This window comes from Streptomyces sp. NBC_01551, from assembly GCF_026339935.1.
GTDB lineage: Bacteria > Actinomycetota > Actinomycetes > Streptomycetales > Streptomycetaceae > Streptomyces.
On sequence record NZ_JAPEPX010000010.1, the window covers coordinates 1 to 17,364 of the forward strand.

The window sequence follows — 17,364 nt, forward strand, 5'->3', positions numbered from 1 at the left end:
GAGCGCGCGCACGACGGCGTCGGCTCCCTCACCGGCCTCCGGGACCGCGACGAGCCAAGTGCCGGTGAGACGGGTGGCGGCGGGCTCGGGAGCCGGCTTCCAGGTGATCCGGTAGCGCCAGCCGTCGACCGTGGAGCGCTCCTGCCGACGGCGCCGCCAGGAGGACAGCGCGGGCAGGAGAGCGGTGAGCGTCTCGTCCCCGTCGATGGCCAGCTCGGCGGTGAGGGCGGCCACGTCCTGGCGCTCGACGGCCTCCCAGAAGTGGGCGTCGGCGGTGTCGGCCGGGGACACGGCGGGGCCGGCGTCCGGGGCGGTACCGCTTTCGAGCCAGAAGTGCTCCTGCTGGAAGGCGTAGGTGGGCAGGTCGACGCGCTGGGCGCCGGTGCCGGCGAAGACCGCGTCCCAGTCGACCGTCACGCCGCGGACGTAGGCCTCACCCAAGGAGAGCCAGAAACGCTCCAGACCGCCCTCGTTGCGGCGCAGGGAGCCCAGGATCGCAGCCTCGCGGCCCGCGTCCTCGACGGTCTCCTGCATGCCGACGGTCAGCACCGGGTGCGGACTCGACTCGATGAACACACCGAAGCCCTGCTCCAGGAGCGTGCGGGTCGCCTGCTCCAGCTCGACTGTCTGACGCAGGTTGCGGAACCAGTAACCGGCATCCAGCTCGGTGCCGCTGACCCATTCGCCGGTGACCGTGGACAGGAACGGAACCTCCGCCGCCTGCGGAACGATCGGGGCGAGAAGGGTGTCGAGCTCCTCACGGAGCAGCTCCACCTGCGCCGAATGCGAGGCGTAGTCCACCGCGATCCGCTTGGCACGAACCCCGTCCGCCTCACACGAGGCGAGGAGCTCCTCCAGGGCCTGGACCTCGCCGGAGACGACCACGGAAGACGGGCCGTTGACGGCAGCGACGGAAATCCGCTCCTCACCCCACGGCGCGATCCGCTCACGTACCTCGGCAGCGGGCAGCGGCACGGACACCATGCCGCCCAAGCCGGCCAGCACCCGCCCGATCGCCTGACTCCGCAAAGCCACGACACGAGCCGCGTCCTCCAGGGACAAGATCCCGGCGACGCAGGCGGCCGCGATCTCACCCTGCGAATGCCCGATCACCGCACCCGGACGCACACCCGCCGAACGCCACACCTCAGCCAACGACACCATCACCGCGAACAGAGCCGGCTGCACGACATCCACCCGGTCGAGCGAGGGCACGCCATCGGCACCCCGGAGCACATCCACCAACGACCAGTCGGTGAAGGGCTCCAGCGCCTTCGCACACTCATCCACCCGCGCGGCGAACTCGGGCGAGGCGTCGAGCAGCCCCGCCGCCATGCCCACCCACTGCGAGCCCTGACCCGGGAACACGAAGGCGGTCTTGCCACCGACCACGGACCCGGTCACCACACCAGCGGCCAGCGAACCCGACGCAACCGCAGCCACACCGGCAGCGTGATCGCCGAGAACGACGGCCCGGTGATCCAGCCCCGCACGCGTCGCCGCCAACGACCAGCCCACATCCAGCGGATCCACACCCGGCACACCCGCCAGCCAGCCGGACAGCCGCTCCGCCTGCGCCCGCAACGCCCCCGCGCTCTTGCCCGACAGCACCCACGGCACCACCGGCATCCCAGAACGAACATCCGGCTCAACGGACTCAGCCGTATCCGCGTCCGCCTCCGGCGCCTGCTCCACGATCACATGCGCGTTCGTCCCGCTGAACCCGAACGACGACACACCCGCACGACGCGGGGCACCGGTCCGCGGCCAGGGGACGCTCTCGCCGATCAAGGAGACGGCGCCCGCCTCCCAGTCCACGTGCGGGGTCGGCTCGTCGAGGTGGAGGGTCTTGGGGACGACGCCGTGCCGCATCGCCTCGACCATCTTGATGATGCTCGCGACACCGGCCGCGGCCTGGGTGTGACCGATGTTGGATTTGATGGAGCCGAGCAGCAGCGGCCGGTCCGCCGGCCGGTCCTGCCCGTACGTCGCGAGCACGGCCTGCGCCTCAATCGGGTCGCCCAGGGTCGTACCCGTGCCGTGCGCCTCCACGACGTCCACCTCGGCGGTGGTGAGGCGGGCGTTGGTGAGCGCCTGGTGGATGACGCGCTGCTGCGAGGGCCCGTTGGGGGCCGTCAGGCCGTTGCTCGCGCCGTCCTGGTTGATCGCGGAGCCGCGGATCACGGCCAGCACCGGGTGTCCGTTGCGCTGCGCGTCCGACAGCCGCTCCACGAGCAGCATGCCGACGCCCTCGCCCCAGCCGGTGCCGTCGGCGGCGGCCGCGAAGGGCTTGCAGCGGCCGTCGGCGGCCAGGCCGCGCTGGCGGCTGAACTCGGTGAAGGTGGCCGGGGTCGCCATCACGGTGACCCCGCCGGCGAGGGCCATGGTGCACTCCCCCGCCCGCAGGGCCTGCACCGCGAGGTGCAGGGTGACCAGGGAGGACGAGCAGGCCGTGTCGACGGTGACGGCGGGGCCTTCGAGGCCGAAGGTGTACGCGACGCGGCCGGAGGCGATGCTGCCGGAGCTGCCGGTGCCGAGGAAGCCCTCGACGCCTTCGGGGACGGAGTCGAGGCGGGCGGTGTAGTCGTGGTACATGACGCCGGCGAAGACGGCCGTCCGGCTGCCGCGCAGGGACGTCGGGTCGATGCCGGCCCGCTCGAACGCCTCCCAGGAGGTCTCCAGCAGGAGCCGCTGGTGCGGGTCCATGGCCAGGGCCTCGCGCGGGGAGATGCCGAAGGGGGCGGGGTCGAAGCGGGCGGCGTCGTAGAGGAAGCCGCCCTCGCTGACGTAGCTGGATCCGGCGCTGTCGGGGTCGGCGTCGTAGAGCGACTCCACGTCCCAGCCCCGGTCGACGGGGAACCCGGAGACGGCGTCGTCACCGTCGGCGACGAGCCGCCACAGGTCCTCGGGGCTGCGGACGCCGCCCGGGTAGCGGCAGCTCATCGCGACGATCGCGACGGGTTCCTGGTTCTGCTCCTCCACCTCGCGCAACCGCCTGCGGGCCTGGCGCAGATCGGCGGTCGCCCGCTTGAGGTAGTCGCGAAGCTTGTCCTCGTTCACCATGTGCGTGGGCTCCATGCCAGAGAGGCGGTCGTACGGGTCTGTCCGTGGGGTGTTCGGGGTGTTCGGGGTGTTCGGGGTGTTCGGGGTGTTCGGGGTGTTCGGGGTGTTCGGGGTGCCGGGCGGGGCGGGTGCCCCGCCCGGCGTGCTCAGGCGCCGAGTTCGTCGTCGAGCAGGTCGAAGAGCTCGTCGTCGGTCACCGCGTCGAGGTCGTCGTCGGTGTCCTCGTCGGTGCCGGTGCGCCGTCCGGTGTCCTGGCCGGCGTTCCACTTGGCCATGAGGGCCTGGAGGCGCATCGTGATCCGCGAGCGGGTGACGCTGTCCGCGTCCGTCGCGTCCACCGCGCCCAACGCGCTTTCCAGCCGGTCGAGTTCACCGAAGACGGTGGGTCCGCCGGCGCCGAGGGGCAGGGCGGAGCGCAGGTATCCACTGAGCTGTTCGGGGGTCGGGTAGTCGAAGATGAGCGTGGCCGGGAGCCGGAGTCCGGTGGCAGCGCCGAGCCGGTTGCGCAGCTCGACGGCGGTCAGCGAGTCGAAGCCCAGCTCCTTGAACGCGCTGCCCGGTTCGATGGCGGCCGCGCCGTTGTGGCCCAGTACCTGGGCGACGTGGGTGCAGACCGTGTCGAGCAGCACCCGGTCCCGTTCGGCGGGCGGGAGTTGGGCCAGCCGATCGGCCAGCGTCCCCGGGGCGTCCGCGGAGGCGCCGCCGCTCGTCCTGCGTCGTACGGGTGTACGGAGCAGGCCGCGCAGCAGCGGGGCGACGGTGTCGCCCACCTGGGCCTGGAGGGCGGCGAGGTCGATCCGGGCGGGCACGAGCAGGCTCGCGCTCCCCGGCTCCCCGGCCTCGGCGACCGCGGCCGTCGACGCCCGCAGGGCAGCGTCGAAGAGGGCCAGCCCGTCGGCCTCCGACAGCGCGTTCATGCTGCCGCGGCCGAGGCGGCGCCGGTCCTGGTCGTCGAGGGTGGCGGCCATGCCGGCCTCGTCGTCCCACAGGCCCCACGCGAGCGAGAGGCCCGCCAGGCCCTGGGCCCGGCGGTGCTGGGCGAGCGCGTCGAGGAAGGTGTTGCCGGCCGCGTAGTTGGCCTGTCCGGCGTTGCCGAACACGCCGGCCGCCGAGGAGAACAGGACGAACGCCGCCAGGTCGAGGTGCCGGGTCAGCTCGTGCAGGTTCCATGCCGCGTCGGCCTTGGGCCGCAGCACCTTCGCGACCCGCTCGTGCGTGAGCGAGGTGACGGTGCCGTCGTCGAGCACACCGGCGGTGTGCACGACGGCCGTCAGCGGGTGTCCGGCCGGTACGGAGGCCAGCAGGGCGGCCAGCGCGTCCCGGTCGGCCGCGTCGCAGGCCGCCCAGGTGACCCGGGCACCCGACGCGACCAGCTGATCGGCGAGTTCGGTGGCGCCGTCCGCCGCCGCGCCCCGCCGGCTGGTGAGCAGCAGGTGACGTACGCCGTGCTCGGCGACGAGGTGCCGGGCGAACAGGCCGCCCAGGGTGCCGGTGGCCCCGGTGATCAGGACGGTGCCCTCGGGGTCGACGGCGCGGGTGGCGCCCTCGCCCTCGCCCTCGCCCTCGCCCTCGGCTGCGGCCGCGGGCGCGGGCGGGGTGAGGGCCGCGCGGGCCAGCCGGGGCGCCCGTACGGTCCCCCCGCGCAGGGCGAGCTGGGTCTCGTCGGTGGCGAGCGCGGCGGGCAGGGCCCCGTAGGAGGGGGCCTCGCCGTCGAGGTCGACCAGGACGAACCGGCCGGGGTGCTCGGCCTGCGCGGAGCGCACCAGGCCCCACACGGCGGCGTGCGCGAGGTCCGTGACGTCCTCGTCGGGGTCGGCGGCGACGGCCCCGCGGGTGACGACCGCGAGCCGGGAGGCCGCGAACCGCTCGTCCGCCAGCCACCCCTGGACGAGGTCCAGGGCGTGCGCGGTCGCGGCGTGCGCGGCCGAGGCCGCATCCGGTGCCGCGAGGTCGGGCGCCGGCGAGACGAGGACCGTCTCCGGTGCCGGCTCCCCCAGGGCCTCGGCCACGTCGAAGGCCTCGCCCAGGGCGTTCAGGTCCGGGTACGCCGATCCGCAGGCGTCGTCGAGGATCCCGGCCCGTTCCAGGCCGGCGCCGGTCTTGAGCGGGTCCGCGCCGAGCAGCGCCCAGCCGGCACCGGACTCCGGCGCGGCTTCGGGCAGCGTCAGGGCGGTCCAGTCGACCTGGAACAGCGCCTCGCGTACGGGTCCGGTACCGGAACCGGCGGCGGCAGCGATGCCGTCGGCGGCGAAGGGGCGCAGGACGAGCGAGTCGACGGTCAGGACCGGCTCCCCGCTCCCGTCCCACAGGGTCAGCGTCACCGCGTCCCGGCCCGCCGGTGCCATCCGTACGCGCAATCCGGCAGCGCCGGCGGCGTGCAGCCGCACGCCGTCCCAGGAGAACGGCAGCCGCGCGCCCTGCGGGCCCTCGGGGAAGAACTCCCCGAGGCCGACGGCGTGCAGGGCGGCGTCGAGGAGCGCGGGGTGGAGACCGTACGGGGCGGCTTCCGGGAGGCGGTCCTCGTCGAGGGTGACCTCGGCGAACACCTCGTCCCCGAGCCGGTAGGCCCGGCGGAGGTTGCGGAAGGCGGGGCCGTAGCCGAGTCCGATGCCGTCGAAGCCCGGGTACAGGTCGTCAACGGGGCAGGCGACGGCACCGGCCGGCGGCCACTCCCCCAGGGCCTCGATGCCGGTGTCCGTGGCCTCGGGGGCCAGGACGCCGTCGGCGTGACGGGTCCACGGCTCGTCGGGGGCGGTCTGCTCGGGGCGCGAGTAGACCTGGAAGGCCCGGCGCCCCTGCGCGTCCGGCTCGGCCACCGCGAGCCGCAGCTGCGTCCCGCCCGTCTCCGTCAGCACCAGGGGCGCTTCGAGGGTCAGCTCGTCCAGGCGCCCGCAGCCGGCGTGGTCGCCCGCACGGACGGCCAGTTCGACCAGCGCGGCGCCCGGCAGCAGGACGGTGCCCGCGACGCGGTGGTCGGCCAGCCAGAAGTGGGTGCGCAGGGAGAGCCGCCCGGTGAAGAGGAACCCGTCCGAGTCGGGCAGGTCGACCGCCGCGCCGAGGAGCGGATGCGCGGTCGGGCCGAGCCCGGCGGACGCGACGTCGCCACTGAGGGCGTGGGCGGGCGCCTCCAGCCAGTAGCGCTGGCGCTGGAAGGGGTACGTGGGCAGGTCGGCCCTGCGTGCGCCGGTGCCCGTGTAGTACGCGTCCCAGTCGACGGCGATGCCCCGCAGGTGCGCCTGGGCGAGGGCCGAACCGAGGGTGGCTTCCTCGGGGCGCTCCGCGCGCAGGACGGGGAGGAAGGCCGCACCGTCGCGGGTGAGGCAGTCCTGCGCGAGTGCGGAGAGGACGGCCTCGGGGCCGAGTTCGAGGTAGGTGGCGGCTCCCGCGTCCTCCAGGGCGCGGATGCCGTCGAGGAACCTGACGCCCTCGCGGACGTGCCGGACCCAGAAGTCGGCGGAACCCATCTCGTCGTCGGTGACGAGGGCGCCGGTCAGGTTGGACACGATCGGGATGCGGGGGCTCGCGTACGTCAGCCCCTCGACGACCTCGCGGAAGGCGTCGAGCATGCCGTCCATGTGGGGCGAGTGGAAGGCGTGGCTGACGGTCAGCCGCTTGGTCTTCCGGTCGGGGAACGACTCGGCGATCGCCGTCGCGGCGTCCTCGTCGCCCGCGACGACCACGGACTGCGGGCCGTTGACGGCCGCGATGCTGACGCGGTCGGTCAGCAGCGGCAGGACCTCGTCCTCCGACGCCTGCACGGCGATCATCACGCCGCCGGCGGGCAGCGCCTGCATCAGGCGGCCACGGGCCGCGACCAGGGCGCACGCGTCGTCCAGGGACAGCACCCCGGCGACGTGCGCGGCGGCTATCTCGCCGATGGAGTGGCCGGACAGGTAGTCCGGCTGCACGCCGTACGACTCCAGCAGACGGAACAGCGCCACCTCGACCGCGAACAGGGCCGGCTGCGCGTACTCCGTACGGTCGAGCAGGTCCGCTTCGTCTCCGAACAGGGCCTCCTTCAGCGGCAGTTCGAGGTCCAGTCGCTCGCCCACCGCGTCCAGGGCGGCGGCGAAGACCGGGTAGGTCTCGTACAGCTCACGCCCCATGCCCAGCCGCTGGCTGCCCTGTCCGGTGAACAGGAACGCCAGCTTGCCGACGGTCGGCGAGCCTTCCAGCAGGCCGGCCGCCCACTCGCCCTCGGCGAGCGCGGCGAGACCGGCCAGGAAGCCCTCGCGGTCCTCCGCGACCACGGCGGCGCGCCGGTCGAGGGCGGTCCTGCTCGTGGCCAGGGCGTGGCCGACGTCCACGAGGGACAGTTCGGGGTGCTCGACCACATGCGCCGCCAGGCGCGCGGCCTGGTCGCGCAGGGCCTGCGGGTCCTTCGCCGAGAGGAGCCACGGCAGGCTGCCCGGCACCCGGGCCGGCACGGTCCCCGCCTCGGGCTCCACCGGCTCGGGGGCCTGCTCGATGACGGCGTGGGCGTTGGTGCCGCTGAAGCCGAACGAGGAGACGGCGGCCCGGCGCGGGCGGCCCGTCCGCGGCCAGTCCGTGGCCGAGTCCAGAAGGCTCACGGCTCCCGCCGCCCAGTCGACGTGCGGGGTCGGCTGGTCCACGTACAGCGTCTTGGGCAGGACCCCGTGCCGCATCGCCATGACCATCTTGATGATCCCGGCGACACCGGCGGCGGCCTGCGTGTGGCCCATGTTGGACTTGATCGAGCCGAGGAGCAGCGGCCGGTCCGCCGGGCGGTCCTGCCCATAGGTGGCCAGGAGCGCCTGGGCCTCGATCGGGTCGCCGAGGGTCGTGCCCGTGCCGTGGGCCTCCACCGCGTCGACGTCGGCGGCGGACAGACCGGCGTTGGAGAGGGCCTGGCGGATGACGCGTTGCTGCGAGGGCCCGTTGGGGGCCGTCAGGCCGTTGCTCGCGCCGTCCTGGTTGATCGCCGTACCCCGGACCACGGCCAGCACCGGGTGCCCGTTGCGGCGGGCGTCGGAGAGGCGCTCCACCAGGAGCACCCCGGCGCCTTCGGACCAGCCCGTGCCGTCGGCGTCGGCGGAGAACGCCTTGCAGCGGCCGTCGGCCGCGAGGCCCCGCTGCCGGCTGAACTCCACGAAGGCCGCGGGAGTCGCCATCACGGTCACGCCGCCCGCCAGGGCGAGCGAGCATTCCCCGCTGCGCAGCGCCTGCACGGCGAGGTGCAGGGCCACCAGGGAGGAGGAGCAGGCGGTGTCGACGGTGACCGCCGGGCCCTCCAGGCCGAAGGTGTACGAGAGCCGGCCGGAGATCACGCTGGCCGCGTTGCCCGTGCCGAGGAAGCCCTCGACGCCTTCGGGCAGTGCCGCGAGCCGGGAGGCGTAGTCGTGGTACATGACGCCGGCGAAAACGCCGGTCCGGCTGCCGCGCAGGGTCCGCGGGTCGATGCCGGCCCGTTCGAACGCCTCCCAGGAGGTTTCCAGGAGCAGGCGCTGCTGCGGGTCCATGGCCACGGCTTCGCGCGGCGAGATCCCGAAGAACGCCGGGTCGAAGGCGGAGGCGTCGGAGAGGAAGCCGCCCTCGCGGGCATAGCTCGTGCCCTCGTGGCCGGGGTCGGTGTCGAAGAGGGCGTCGACGTCCCAGCCGCGGTCGTCGGGGAACCCGGAGATGACGTCCCGACCCTCCAGGACGAGCTGCCACAGGGCTTCCGGGCTCTCGACGCCACCGGGGTACCGGCAGCCCAGACCCACGATCGCGATCGGCTCGTCGTCGCGGACCGCGACGGCCACCGGTGCGGACGGCGCGGCCGGCACCGTTCCGAGCAGCTCGGCCCGCAGGTGGTCGGCCAGGACCGTGGAGGTCGGGTAGTCGAAGACGAGGGTGGCGGGCAGGCGCAGCCCGGTGGCGGCGCCGATCAGGTTGCGCAGCTCGACGGCGGTCAGGGAGTCGAAGCCCAGCTCGCGGAAGGAACGGTCGGCCTCGACCGCCTCGGGCCCGGCGTGGCCGAGCACCGCAGCGACCTGATTACGTACCAAGTCCAGTACGAAGAGCAGCTGTTCGGCGTCCGTCAGGCCGACGAGGCGTGCCGCCGGTCCGGATGCGTCGGGTGCGGTGGTGTCGGCGGCGCGGCGAGCGGGCGTGCGGACCAGGCCCGAGAGCAGCGGCGGGAGCATCCCGCTGCCGGCTTGGGCCCGGAGGGCGGCCAGGTCGAGCTTGACCGGCACGAGCAGCGGCTGCCCGGCGGCGCAGGCGGCGTCGAACAACGCCGTGCCTTCAACGGCGGTGAGGGCGTTGACACCGCCACGGCCGAGTCGGGACACGTCCTCGGCGTCCAGAGCACCACCCATGCCACCGACCTCGGCCCACAGACCCCAAGCCAGGGACGTGGCCGCCAGACCCTGGGCCCGACGGTGCGCGGCCAGGGCGTCCAGGAAGGTGTTGCCCGCCGCGTAGTTGGCCTGCCCCGCGCCACCGAACACACCGGCGGCAGACGAGAACAGCACGAACGCGGAGAGGTCCAGGTCCTGGGTGAGCTCGTGCAGGTTCCACGCCGCATCCACCTTCGGACGCAGCACCGCCGACAGACGCGCGGCCGTCAGCGAACCGACCACACCGTCATCAAGGACACCCGCCGTGTGCACGACCGCCGTCAGCGGGTGCTCCGCAGGAACGCCGGCGAGTACGGCGGCCAGCGCGTCCCGGTCGGCCACATCACACGCCGCCCACGACACCTCAGCGCCCAGACCGACAAGCTCGGCCGACAACTCCGCCGCCTCACCACGACGGCTCACCAGCAGCAGACGACGCACACCGTGCTCAGCGACCAGATGCCGGGCAAACAGCCCGCCCAGCGAACCACTCGCACCCGTCACCAACACCGTGCCATCGGCATCCCACTCGACGCCCGCACCAGCGGCGACCGCCGTACGCGCCAGCCTCGGCACCAGAACCGAACCACCCCGCACCGCGACCTCGGACTCACCCGAAGCCAATACGGCGGGCAGCGCGCGGTAGGAGGCATCGGTGCCGTCCGTGTCGGCCAGGACGATCCGCCCCGGATTCTCCGACTGCGCCGAACGCACCAGACCCCACACCGAAGCCCGCACCAGGTCGGACACGCCCTCACCCGGTACGGCTTCCACCGCACCCTGGGTCAGGAACACCAGACGCGCATCCGCGAAACGATCCTCGGCCAGCCACTCCTTCAGCAGCTCCAGCACCCGACCCGTCTCCGCGTGCACCGCACCCGCCACACCCTCCGGATCACTGACCCAGGACAGCGGCACGCACACCAGCGCCGGGTCCGCGAGCGTCGCGAGCCCACCGCTGTGCGCCTCGTAGCGCACACCCACCGCATCCAGACCGGCGTGAGCGTCCCCCAGCAGCGCCCAGGGACGCTGCTCCGACGCGGACACCGGGGCGAGCGGCACTGCCGCCCACCCGACCTGGAACAAAGACTCCAGACGACCGCCGCGCGCCGCCCCGATCTGCTCGGGCGAGACCGCCCGCAGCACGAGCGACTCGACCGAGGCCACCGGTGCGCCCGCCAGGTCGGCGAGCTCCAGCGCGACCGCGTCGCGGCCGGCCGGGGCCAGGCGGACCCGTACCGCGGAGGCGCCGGCCGCGTGCAGCCGGACACCGCTCCAGGCGAACGGGAGCCGTCCCTGGCCGGTCTTCTCGACGAGCGCGCCGAGACCGGCCGCGTGGAGGGTCGCGTCCAGGAGCGCCGGGTGGAGACCGAACCAGTCGGCCGCTTCCGCGGTCGCCTCGTCCAGGCTCACCTCCGCGTACACCGCGTCGCCGTGGAGCCAGGCCGAGCGCAGGCCCTGGAAGGCGGGGCCGTAGTCGAATCCGGCCGCGGCGAGGCCTTCGTAGAGGCCGTCGATGTCCACCGGTTCGGCTCCGGTCGGCGGCCAGACCGTGAGGTCGGCTGCCGGGGTCGAGGCGTCGCCGGTGGTGAGGACGCCGGCGGCGTGCCGCGTCCACGGCTCGTCGGCGGGGCTGTCCTCGTCACGGGAGTACAGCGACAGGGCACGTCGGCCGGATTCGTCGGCTCCGGCGACGGACAGCCGCAGCTGGACTCCGCCGCGCTCGGGCAGGACGAGCGGGGCCTCCAGGGTCAGCTCCTCCAGGACGTCGCAGCCGACCTGGTCGCCGGCTCGGACGGCCAGTTCCACGAAGGCCGTGCCCGGCAGGAGCACCGAGCCGAGCACCGCGTGGTCCGCGAGCCAGGGGTGGGTGGTCGACGAGAGCCGGCCGGTGAAGAGGAACCCGTCCGAGTCGGGCAGTTCGACGGCCGCGCCGAGCAGCGGGTGGTCCGTCGTGCCGAGGCCGAAGCCTGCGGCGTCGCCCGGCGTGTTCTGTGCGGTGGGTGCCGAGTCGAGCCAGTACCAGTCGCGCTGGAAGGCGTACGTGGGCAGCTCGACCTGGCGTGCGGCGGTCGGGGCGAAGTACGCCTCCCAGTCCAGCGTCGCACCGTGGGTGTGGGCGAGGGCGAGGGCGTTGCTCAGGGTCTCGGACTCGGGCCGACCGGTGCGGAGGGCGGGCGCGAAGCGGGCCCCGTCCGCGGTCAGGCAGTCCTGGGCCATGGCGGAGAGGATGCCGTCGGGGCCGAGTTCGAGGTACGTCGTGGCTCCGGCGGCTTCCAGGGCGCGGATGCCGTCGAGGAAGCGGACCGCCTCGCGGACATGGCGGACCCAGAAGTCTGCCGATGCCATCTCGTCCGAGACGAGCGCGCCGGTGAGGTTGGAGACGACCGGGATGCGCGGGGCGCCGTACGACAGTTCCTCGGCGACCTTGCGGAAGTCGGCGAGCATGCCGTCCATGTGCGGCGAGTGGAAGGCGTGGCTGACGGTCAGCCGCTTGGACTTGCGGTCCGGGAAGGCCTCGGCGATCGCGACCGCCGCGTCCTCGTCACCCGCGACGACGACCGACCGGGGACCGTTGACCGCCGCGATGCTCACGCGCTCGGTCAGCAGCGGCAGCACCTCGTCCTCGGACGCCTGGAGCGCGATCATCACACCACCGGCCGGGAGCGCCTGCATCAGACGGCCACGAGCCGCGACCAGCGTGCACGCGTCCTCCAGCGAGAACACACCCGCGACATGCGCGGCGGCAATCTCGCCGATGGAGTGACCGGACAGGAAGTCCGGCTTCACACCCCACGACTCCAGCAGCCGGAACAACGCCACCTCGACCGCGAACAACGCCGGCTGGGTGAACTCCGTACGGTCCAGAACCGCGGAGTCCGAGCCGAACAGCACGTCCTTCAGGGGCAGTTCCAGCTGCCCGCACACCGCGTCCAGCGCGGCGGCGAACACCGGGTACGCCTCGTACAGCTCACGCCCCATGCCCAGCCGCTGGCTGCCCTGCCCCGTGAACAGGAACGCAAGCTTCCCGGTTCCGGCAGCGCCCACCGTGCCCCGCGTCACGGCAGCGTTGGCCAGGTCGTTCTTCCCCAGCGCCTCCAGCCCGCGCAGCAGTTCCTCGCGGTCGCCGGCCACGACCACCGCACGGTGGTCGAAGGCGGCGCGCCGGGTCGCCAGTGAGTAGGCCACGTCGGTGGCCCGCAGCTCGGCCGGCTCCCCCAGGTGCGTCCGCAGGCGGGCCGCCTGGCCGCGCAGCGCGTCCGCCGACCTGGCGGACAGCACGTACGGCAGCACCGGCACGCCATCGCCGTCGGCGGCGGTCACAGCCGCCTCCTCCGGAGCCTGCTCGATGATGGTGTGGGCGTTGGTGCCGCTGATGCCGAACGACGACACACCGGCCCGGCGCGGGCGGCCCGTCTCCGGCCACGGCGTGTTCTCGGTGAGCAGCGTGACGGCGCCGTCCTCCCAGTCCACGTGTGGGGTCGGCTCGTCCACGTGCAGCGTCTTGGGCAGGACCCCGTGCCGCATCGCCATGATCATCTTGATGATGCCCGCGACACCGGCGGCGGCCTGCGTGTGGCCCATGTTGGACTTGATCGAGCCCAGCCACAGCGGCTCGTCCGCCGCACGCTCCCGGCCGTACGTCGCCAGCAGCGCCTGTGCCTCGATCGGGTCGCCCAGGGTCGTACCCGTGCCGTGCGCCTCGACCACGTCGATCTGCTCGCTGGTCAGTCCGCCGGAGGCCAGGGCCTGGCGGATGACGCGCTGCTGGGACGGACCGTTCGGGGCAGTCAGGCCGTTGGAGGCGCCGTCCTGGTTGATCGCGGAGCCCCGGACCACGGCCAGTACCGGGTGGCCGTTGCGGCGGGCGTCCGACAGCCGCTCGACGAGCAGCATGCCCGCGCCCTCGGCCCAGCTGGTGCCGTCGGCGGCCGCGGCGAAGGACTTGATGCGGCCGTCGGCGGCCAGCCCGCGCTGGCGGCTGAACTCGGTGAAGGTGCCCGGCGTCGACATGACGGTGACGCCGCCGGCCAGTGCCATGGTGCATTCGCCGCCCCGCAGCGCCTGGATCGCCCAGTGCAGGGCGACGAGGGAGGAGGAGCAGGCCGTGTCGACGGTGACCGCAGGGCCTTCCAGGCCGAAGGCGTACGAGACGCGGCCCGAGGCGATGCTGCCGGAGTTGCCGGTGCCGAGGTACCCCTCGACGCCGTCGGGCACGGAGGTGATCCGGGTGGCGTAGTCGTGGTACATGATGCCCGCGAAGACGCCGGTGCGGCTGCCCCGCATGGTGGCCGGGTCGATGCCGGCCCGCTCGAACGCCTCCCACGAGGTCTCCAGCAGCAGTCGCTGCTGCGGGTCCATGGCCACGGCCTCGCGCGGCGAGATCCCGAAGAACGCCGGGTCGAACCGGCCCGCGTCGTGGAGGAAGCCGCCGGAGCGGGTGTAGCTGGTGCCCTTGCCGTCCGGGTCCGGGTCGTAGAGGGACTCCAGGTCCCAGCCGCGGCCCTGCGGGAACTCCGAGATGGCGTCGGTGCCACCCACCACCAGGCGCCACAGGTCCTCGGGGGTTTCGACCCCGCCGGGGTAGCGGCAGCTCATGCCGACGATCGCGATGGGGTCGTCGTGGAGCGCGGCGCCGAGGGACGCGGGCACGGCGGTGGCCGCGGCGGCCGTCTCCTCGTCCGGGGTCAGGGACAGGCCCAGGACCTCGGTCCGCAGGTACGCCGCGAGCGCGCTCGGCGTGGGGTAGTCGAAGACGAGCGTGGCGGGCAGCCGTTCGCCGATGGCGGCGCCGAGGCGGTTGCGCAGCTCGACCGAGGTCAGGGAGTCGAAGCCGAGCTCCTTGAACGCCCGGTCGGCCGGCACCTCGTCGGTCGAGGCGTGGCCGAGTACGGCGGCCACCTCGGCCCGGACCGTCTCCAGCAGGGCCGCCTCCCGCTCTTCGGCGGGCAGCGCGGACAGCCGCGTACGGAGCGCGGCCCCGTCGGCCGTGGCACCCTGGCCGACCGCCCGGCGTGCCGGTACGCGGACCAGGCCGCGCAGCAGGTCGGGAACCATGCCGGTGCGTGCCTGGGCGCGGAGGGCGGCCAGGTCGAGCGGGAGGGGTACGAGCAGCGGGTCGTCCGTGCGGCGGGCCGCGTCGAAGAGGGCGAGGCCGGTCTCCGGCGCGAGGACGCCGATGCCGCCGCGGTTGATGCGGTCGCGGTCGCCGTCGGCCAGGTCACCGCCCATGCCGCCGACCCCGGTCCACAGGCCCCAGGCGAGGGAGGTGGCGGCCAGACCCTGGGCCCGGCGGTGGGCGGCCAGGGCGTCCAGGAAGGTGTTGCCCGCCGCGTAGTTGGCCTGGCCGGCGCCACCGAAGACACCAGCGGCCGAGGAGAACAGCACGAACGCGGAGAGGTCCAGGTCCTGGGTGAGCTCGTGCAGGTTCCACGCCGCATCGACCTTCGGCCGGAGTACGGCCGACAGACGCTCGGCGGTCAGCGAACCGACCACACCGTCGTCAAGGACACCGGCCGTGTGCACGACCGCCGTCAGCGGGTGCTCCGCAGGAACGCCGGCGAGTACCGCGGCCAGCGCTTCACGGTCGGCCACATCACACGCCGCCCACGACACCTCAGCGCCCAGACCGACGAGCTCGGCCGACAACTCCGCCGCCTCACCACGACGGCTCACCAGCAGCAGACGCCGAACACCGTGCTCGGCGACCAGATGCCGGGCAAACAGCCCGCCCAGCGAACCACTCGCACCCGTCACCAACACCGTGCCATCGGCATCCCACTCGACGCCCGCACCAGCGGCGACCGCCGTACGCGCCAGCCTCGGCACCAGAACCGCGCCACCCCGCACCGCGACCTCGGACTCGCCCGAGGCCAGCGCGGCCGACAGCCCGGCCTCGACGTCACCCTCGGCGTCGATGTCGACCAGGACGAGACGGCCCGGGTTCTCCGACTGCGCCGAGCGCACCAGACCCCACACCGGCGCGTGCGCCAGGTCGGACACGTCCTCACCCGGTACGGCGGCCACCGCGCCCCGGGTCAGGAACACCAGACGCGATTGCGCCGACCGCTCGTCGGCCAGCCAGTCGTTCAGCAGACCCAGCACCCGGGCCGTCCCGGCGTGCACCGCGCCGACGACATCGCCGCCGGTCGGCTCCACGCACGGCACCACCAGCGCCGCCGGAGTCCCGTCCTCCTCACCCCACATCAGCCAGTCGTCGAAGGAGCCGCCACCGGCCGCCTCCGCCCACTCCACACGGAACAGGGCGTCACGGGTCAGGTCCGGCGTGGTGTCGAGCTGGTCCCGGCTGACGGATCGCAGGGCCAGGCCGGCGACCGAGGCCACCGGGGCCCCCGTGGTGTCGGCGATGGTGAGGGCGACCTCGCCGTTGCGGGCGGTGGTCAGGCGCACCCGGAGCGCCGAGGCGCCGACCGCGTGCAGGGAGACACCGGACCAGGAGAACGGGAGCCGTCCTTCGCCGCCGGCGGCGTCCGCGGTGCGCAGTCCGAGCGCGTGCAGGGACGCGTCGAGGAGGGCGGGGTGCAGGCCGAACCGTGCGGCGTCGTCGTCGGCCGCCTCGGGGAGCGCGACCTCGGCGTAGTAGGTGTCGTCTTGGCGCCAGGCGGCCCGCAGGCCCTGGAACACCGGGCCGTACCCGAATCCGGATTCCGCGAGGCCCTCGTACAGGCCCTCCACGGGGACGGCCTCCGCTCCGGCCGGCGGCCACTCGGTGAGGCTCTGCGGGGCCTGGTCGGCCCCGGTGGCGAGCACACCGACGGCGTGCCGCGTCCACGGCGCATCCGGATCCACGCCCTCGGGACGGGAGTGGAGGGTGAGGCTGCGGCGCCGGCCCGACGCGTCGGCCGCTCCGACGGAGAGCCTCAGCTGTACGCCGCCGTGCTCGGGCAGCACGAGGGGGGCTTCCAGGGTGAGTTCGTCGACCAGGTCGCAGCCGACGTGCTCGCCGGCCCGGAGCGCGAGCTCGACGAAGGCCGTGCCGGGCAGGAGGGCGGAGTCCATGACCCGGTGGTCCCCGAGCCAGGGGTGGGTGGTCAGCGACAGCCGTCCGGTGAAGAGGTGGCCGTCGGAGTCGGGCAGTTGGACCTCGGCGCCGAGCAGCGGGTGGTCGGCGGTGCCGAGCCCGGCCGCCGCGACGTCGCCGTCCGCGCGGCCGGCGTCGAGCCAGTAGACGCTGCGCTGGAAGGCGTACGTCGGCAGGTCGACGCGCCGGACCCCGAGCGGGGCGTAGAACGCGGGCCAGTCGACGGCGGTGCCGCGCACGTACGCGGTGGAAAGCGCCGAGAGCAGGGTCTCGGGCTCGTCGCGTCCCGCGCGCAGGGCGGGGGCGAAGGCCGCGGAGCCGCTGTCGTCGGTCAGGCAGGTCTGTGCCATCGCGGAGAGCACGCCGTCGGGGCCGAGTTCGAGGTACGTCGTGACTCCGGCGGCCTCCAGGGCGCGGACGCCGTCCAGGAAGCGGACCGCCTCGCGGACGTGGCGGACCCAGAAGTCGGCCGAGCCCATCTCGTCGGTGATCAGCGCGCCGGTCAGGTTGGAGACGACCGGGATCCGGGGGCTCGCGTACGCCAGCCCCTCCGCCACCTGGCGGAAGGCGTCGAGCATGCCGTCCATGTGGGGCGAGTGGAAAGCGTGGCTGACGGTCAGCCGCTTGGCCTTCCGGTCGGCGAACGACTCGGCGACCGCGGCCGCCGCGTCTTCGTCACCGGCGATGACCACCGAGCGCGGGCCGTTGACGGCCGCGATGCTGACGCGGTCGGTCAGCATCGGCAGGACCTCGTCCTCCGACGCCTCCACCGCGATCATGACCCCACCCGCGGGCAGCGCCTGCATCAGGCGGCCGCGCGCCGCGACCAGCGTGCACGCGTCCTCCAGCGAGAACACACCCGCAACATGCGCGGCGGCGATCTCACCGATCGAGTGACCCGACAGGAAGTCCGGCTTC

At 73.9% G+C, this 17,364-nt stretch carries 2 protein-coding genes; both read right to left on the reverse strand.

What is annotated here, in order from left to right:
• A partial coding sequence (locus OG982_RS30815) for a type I polyketide synthase (protein WP_266950264.1) occupies positions 1-3,063 on the reverse strand: 3,063 nt, incomplete at its 3' end.
• Positions 3,064-3,209: 146 nt separating this feature from the next.
• A partial coding sequence (locus OG982_RS30820; RefSeq protein WP_266950265.1) for a type I polyketide synthase occupies positions 3,210-17,364 on the reverse strand: 14,155 nt, incomplete at its 5' end.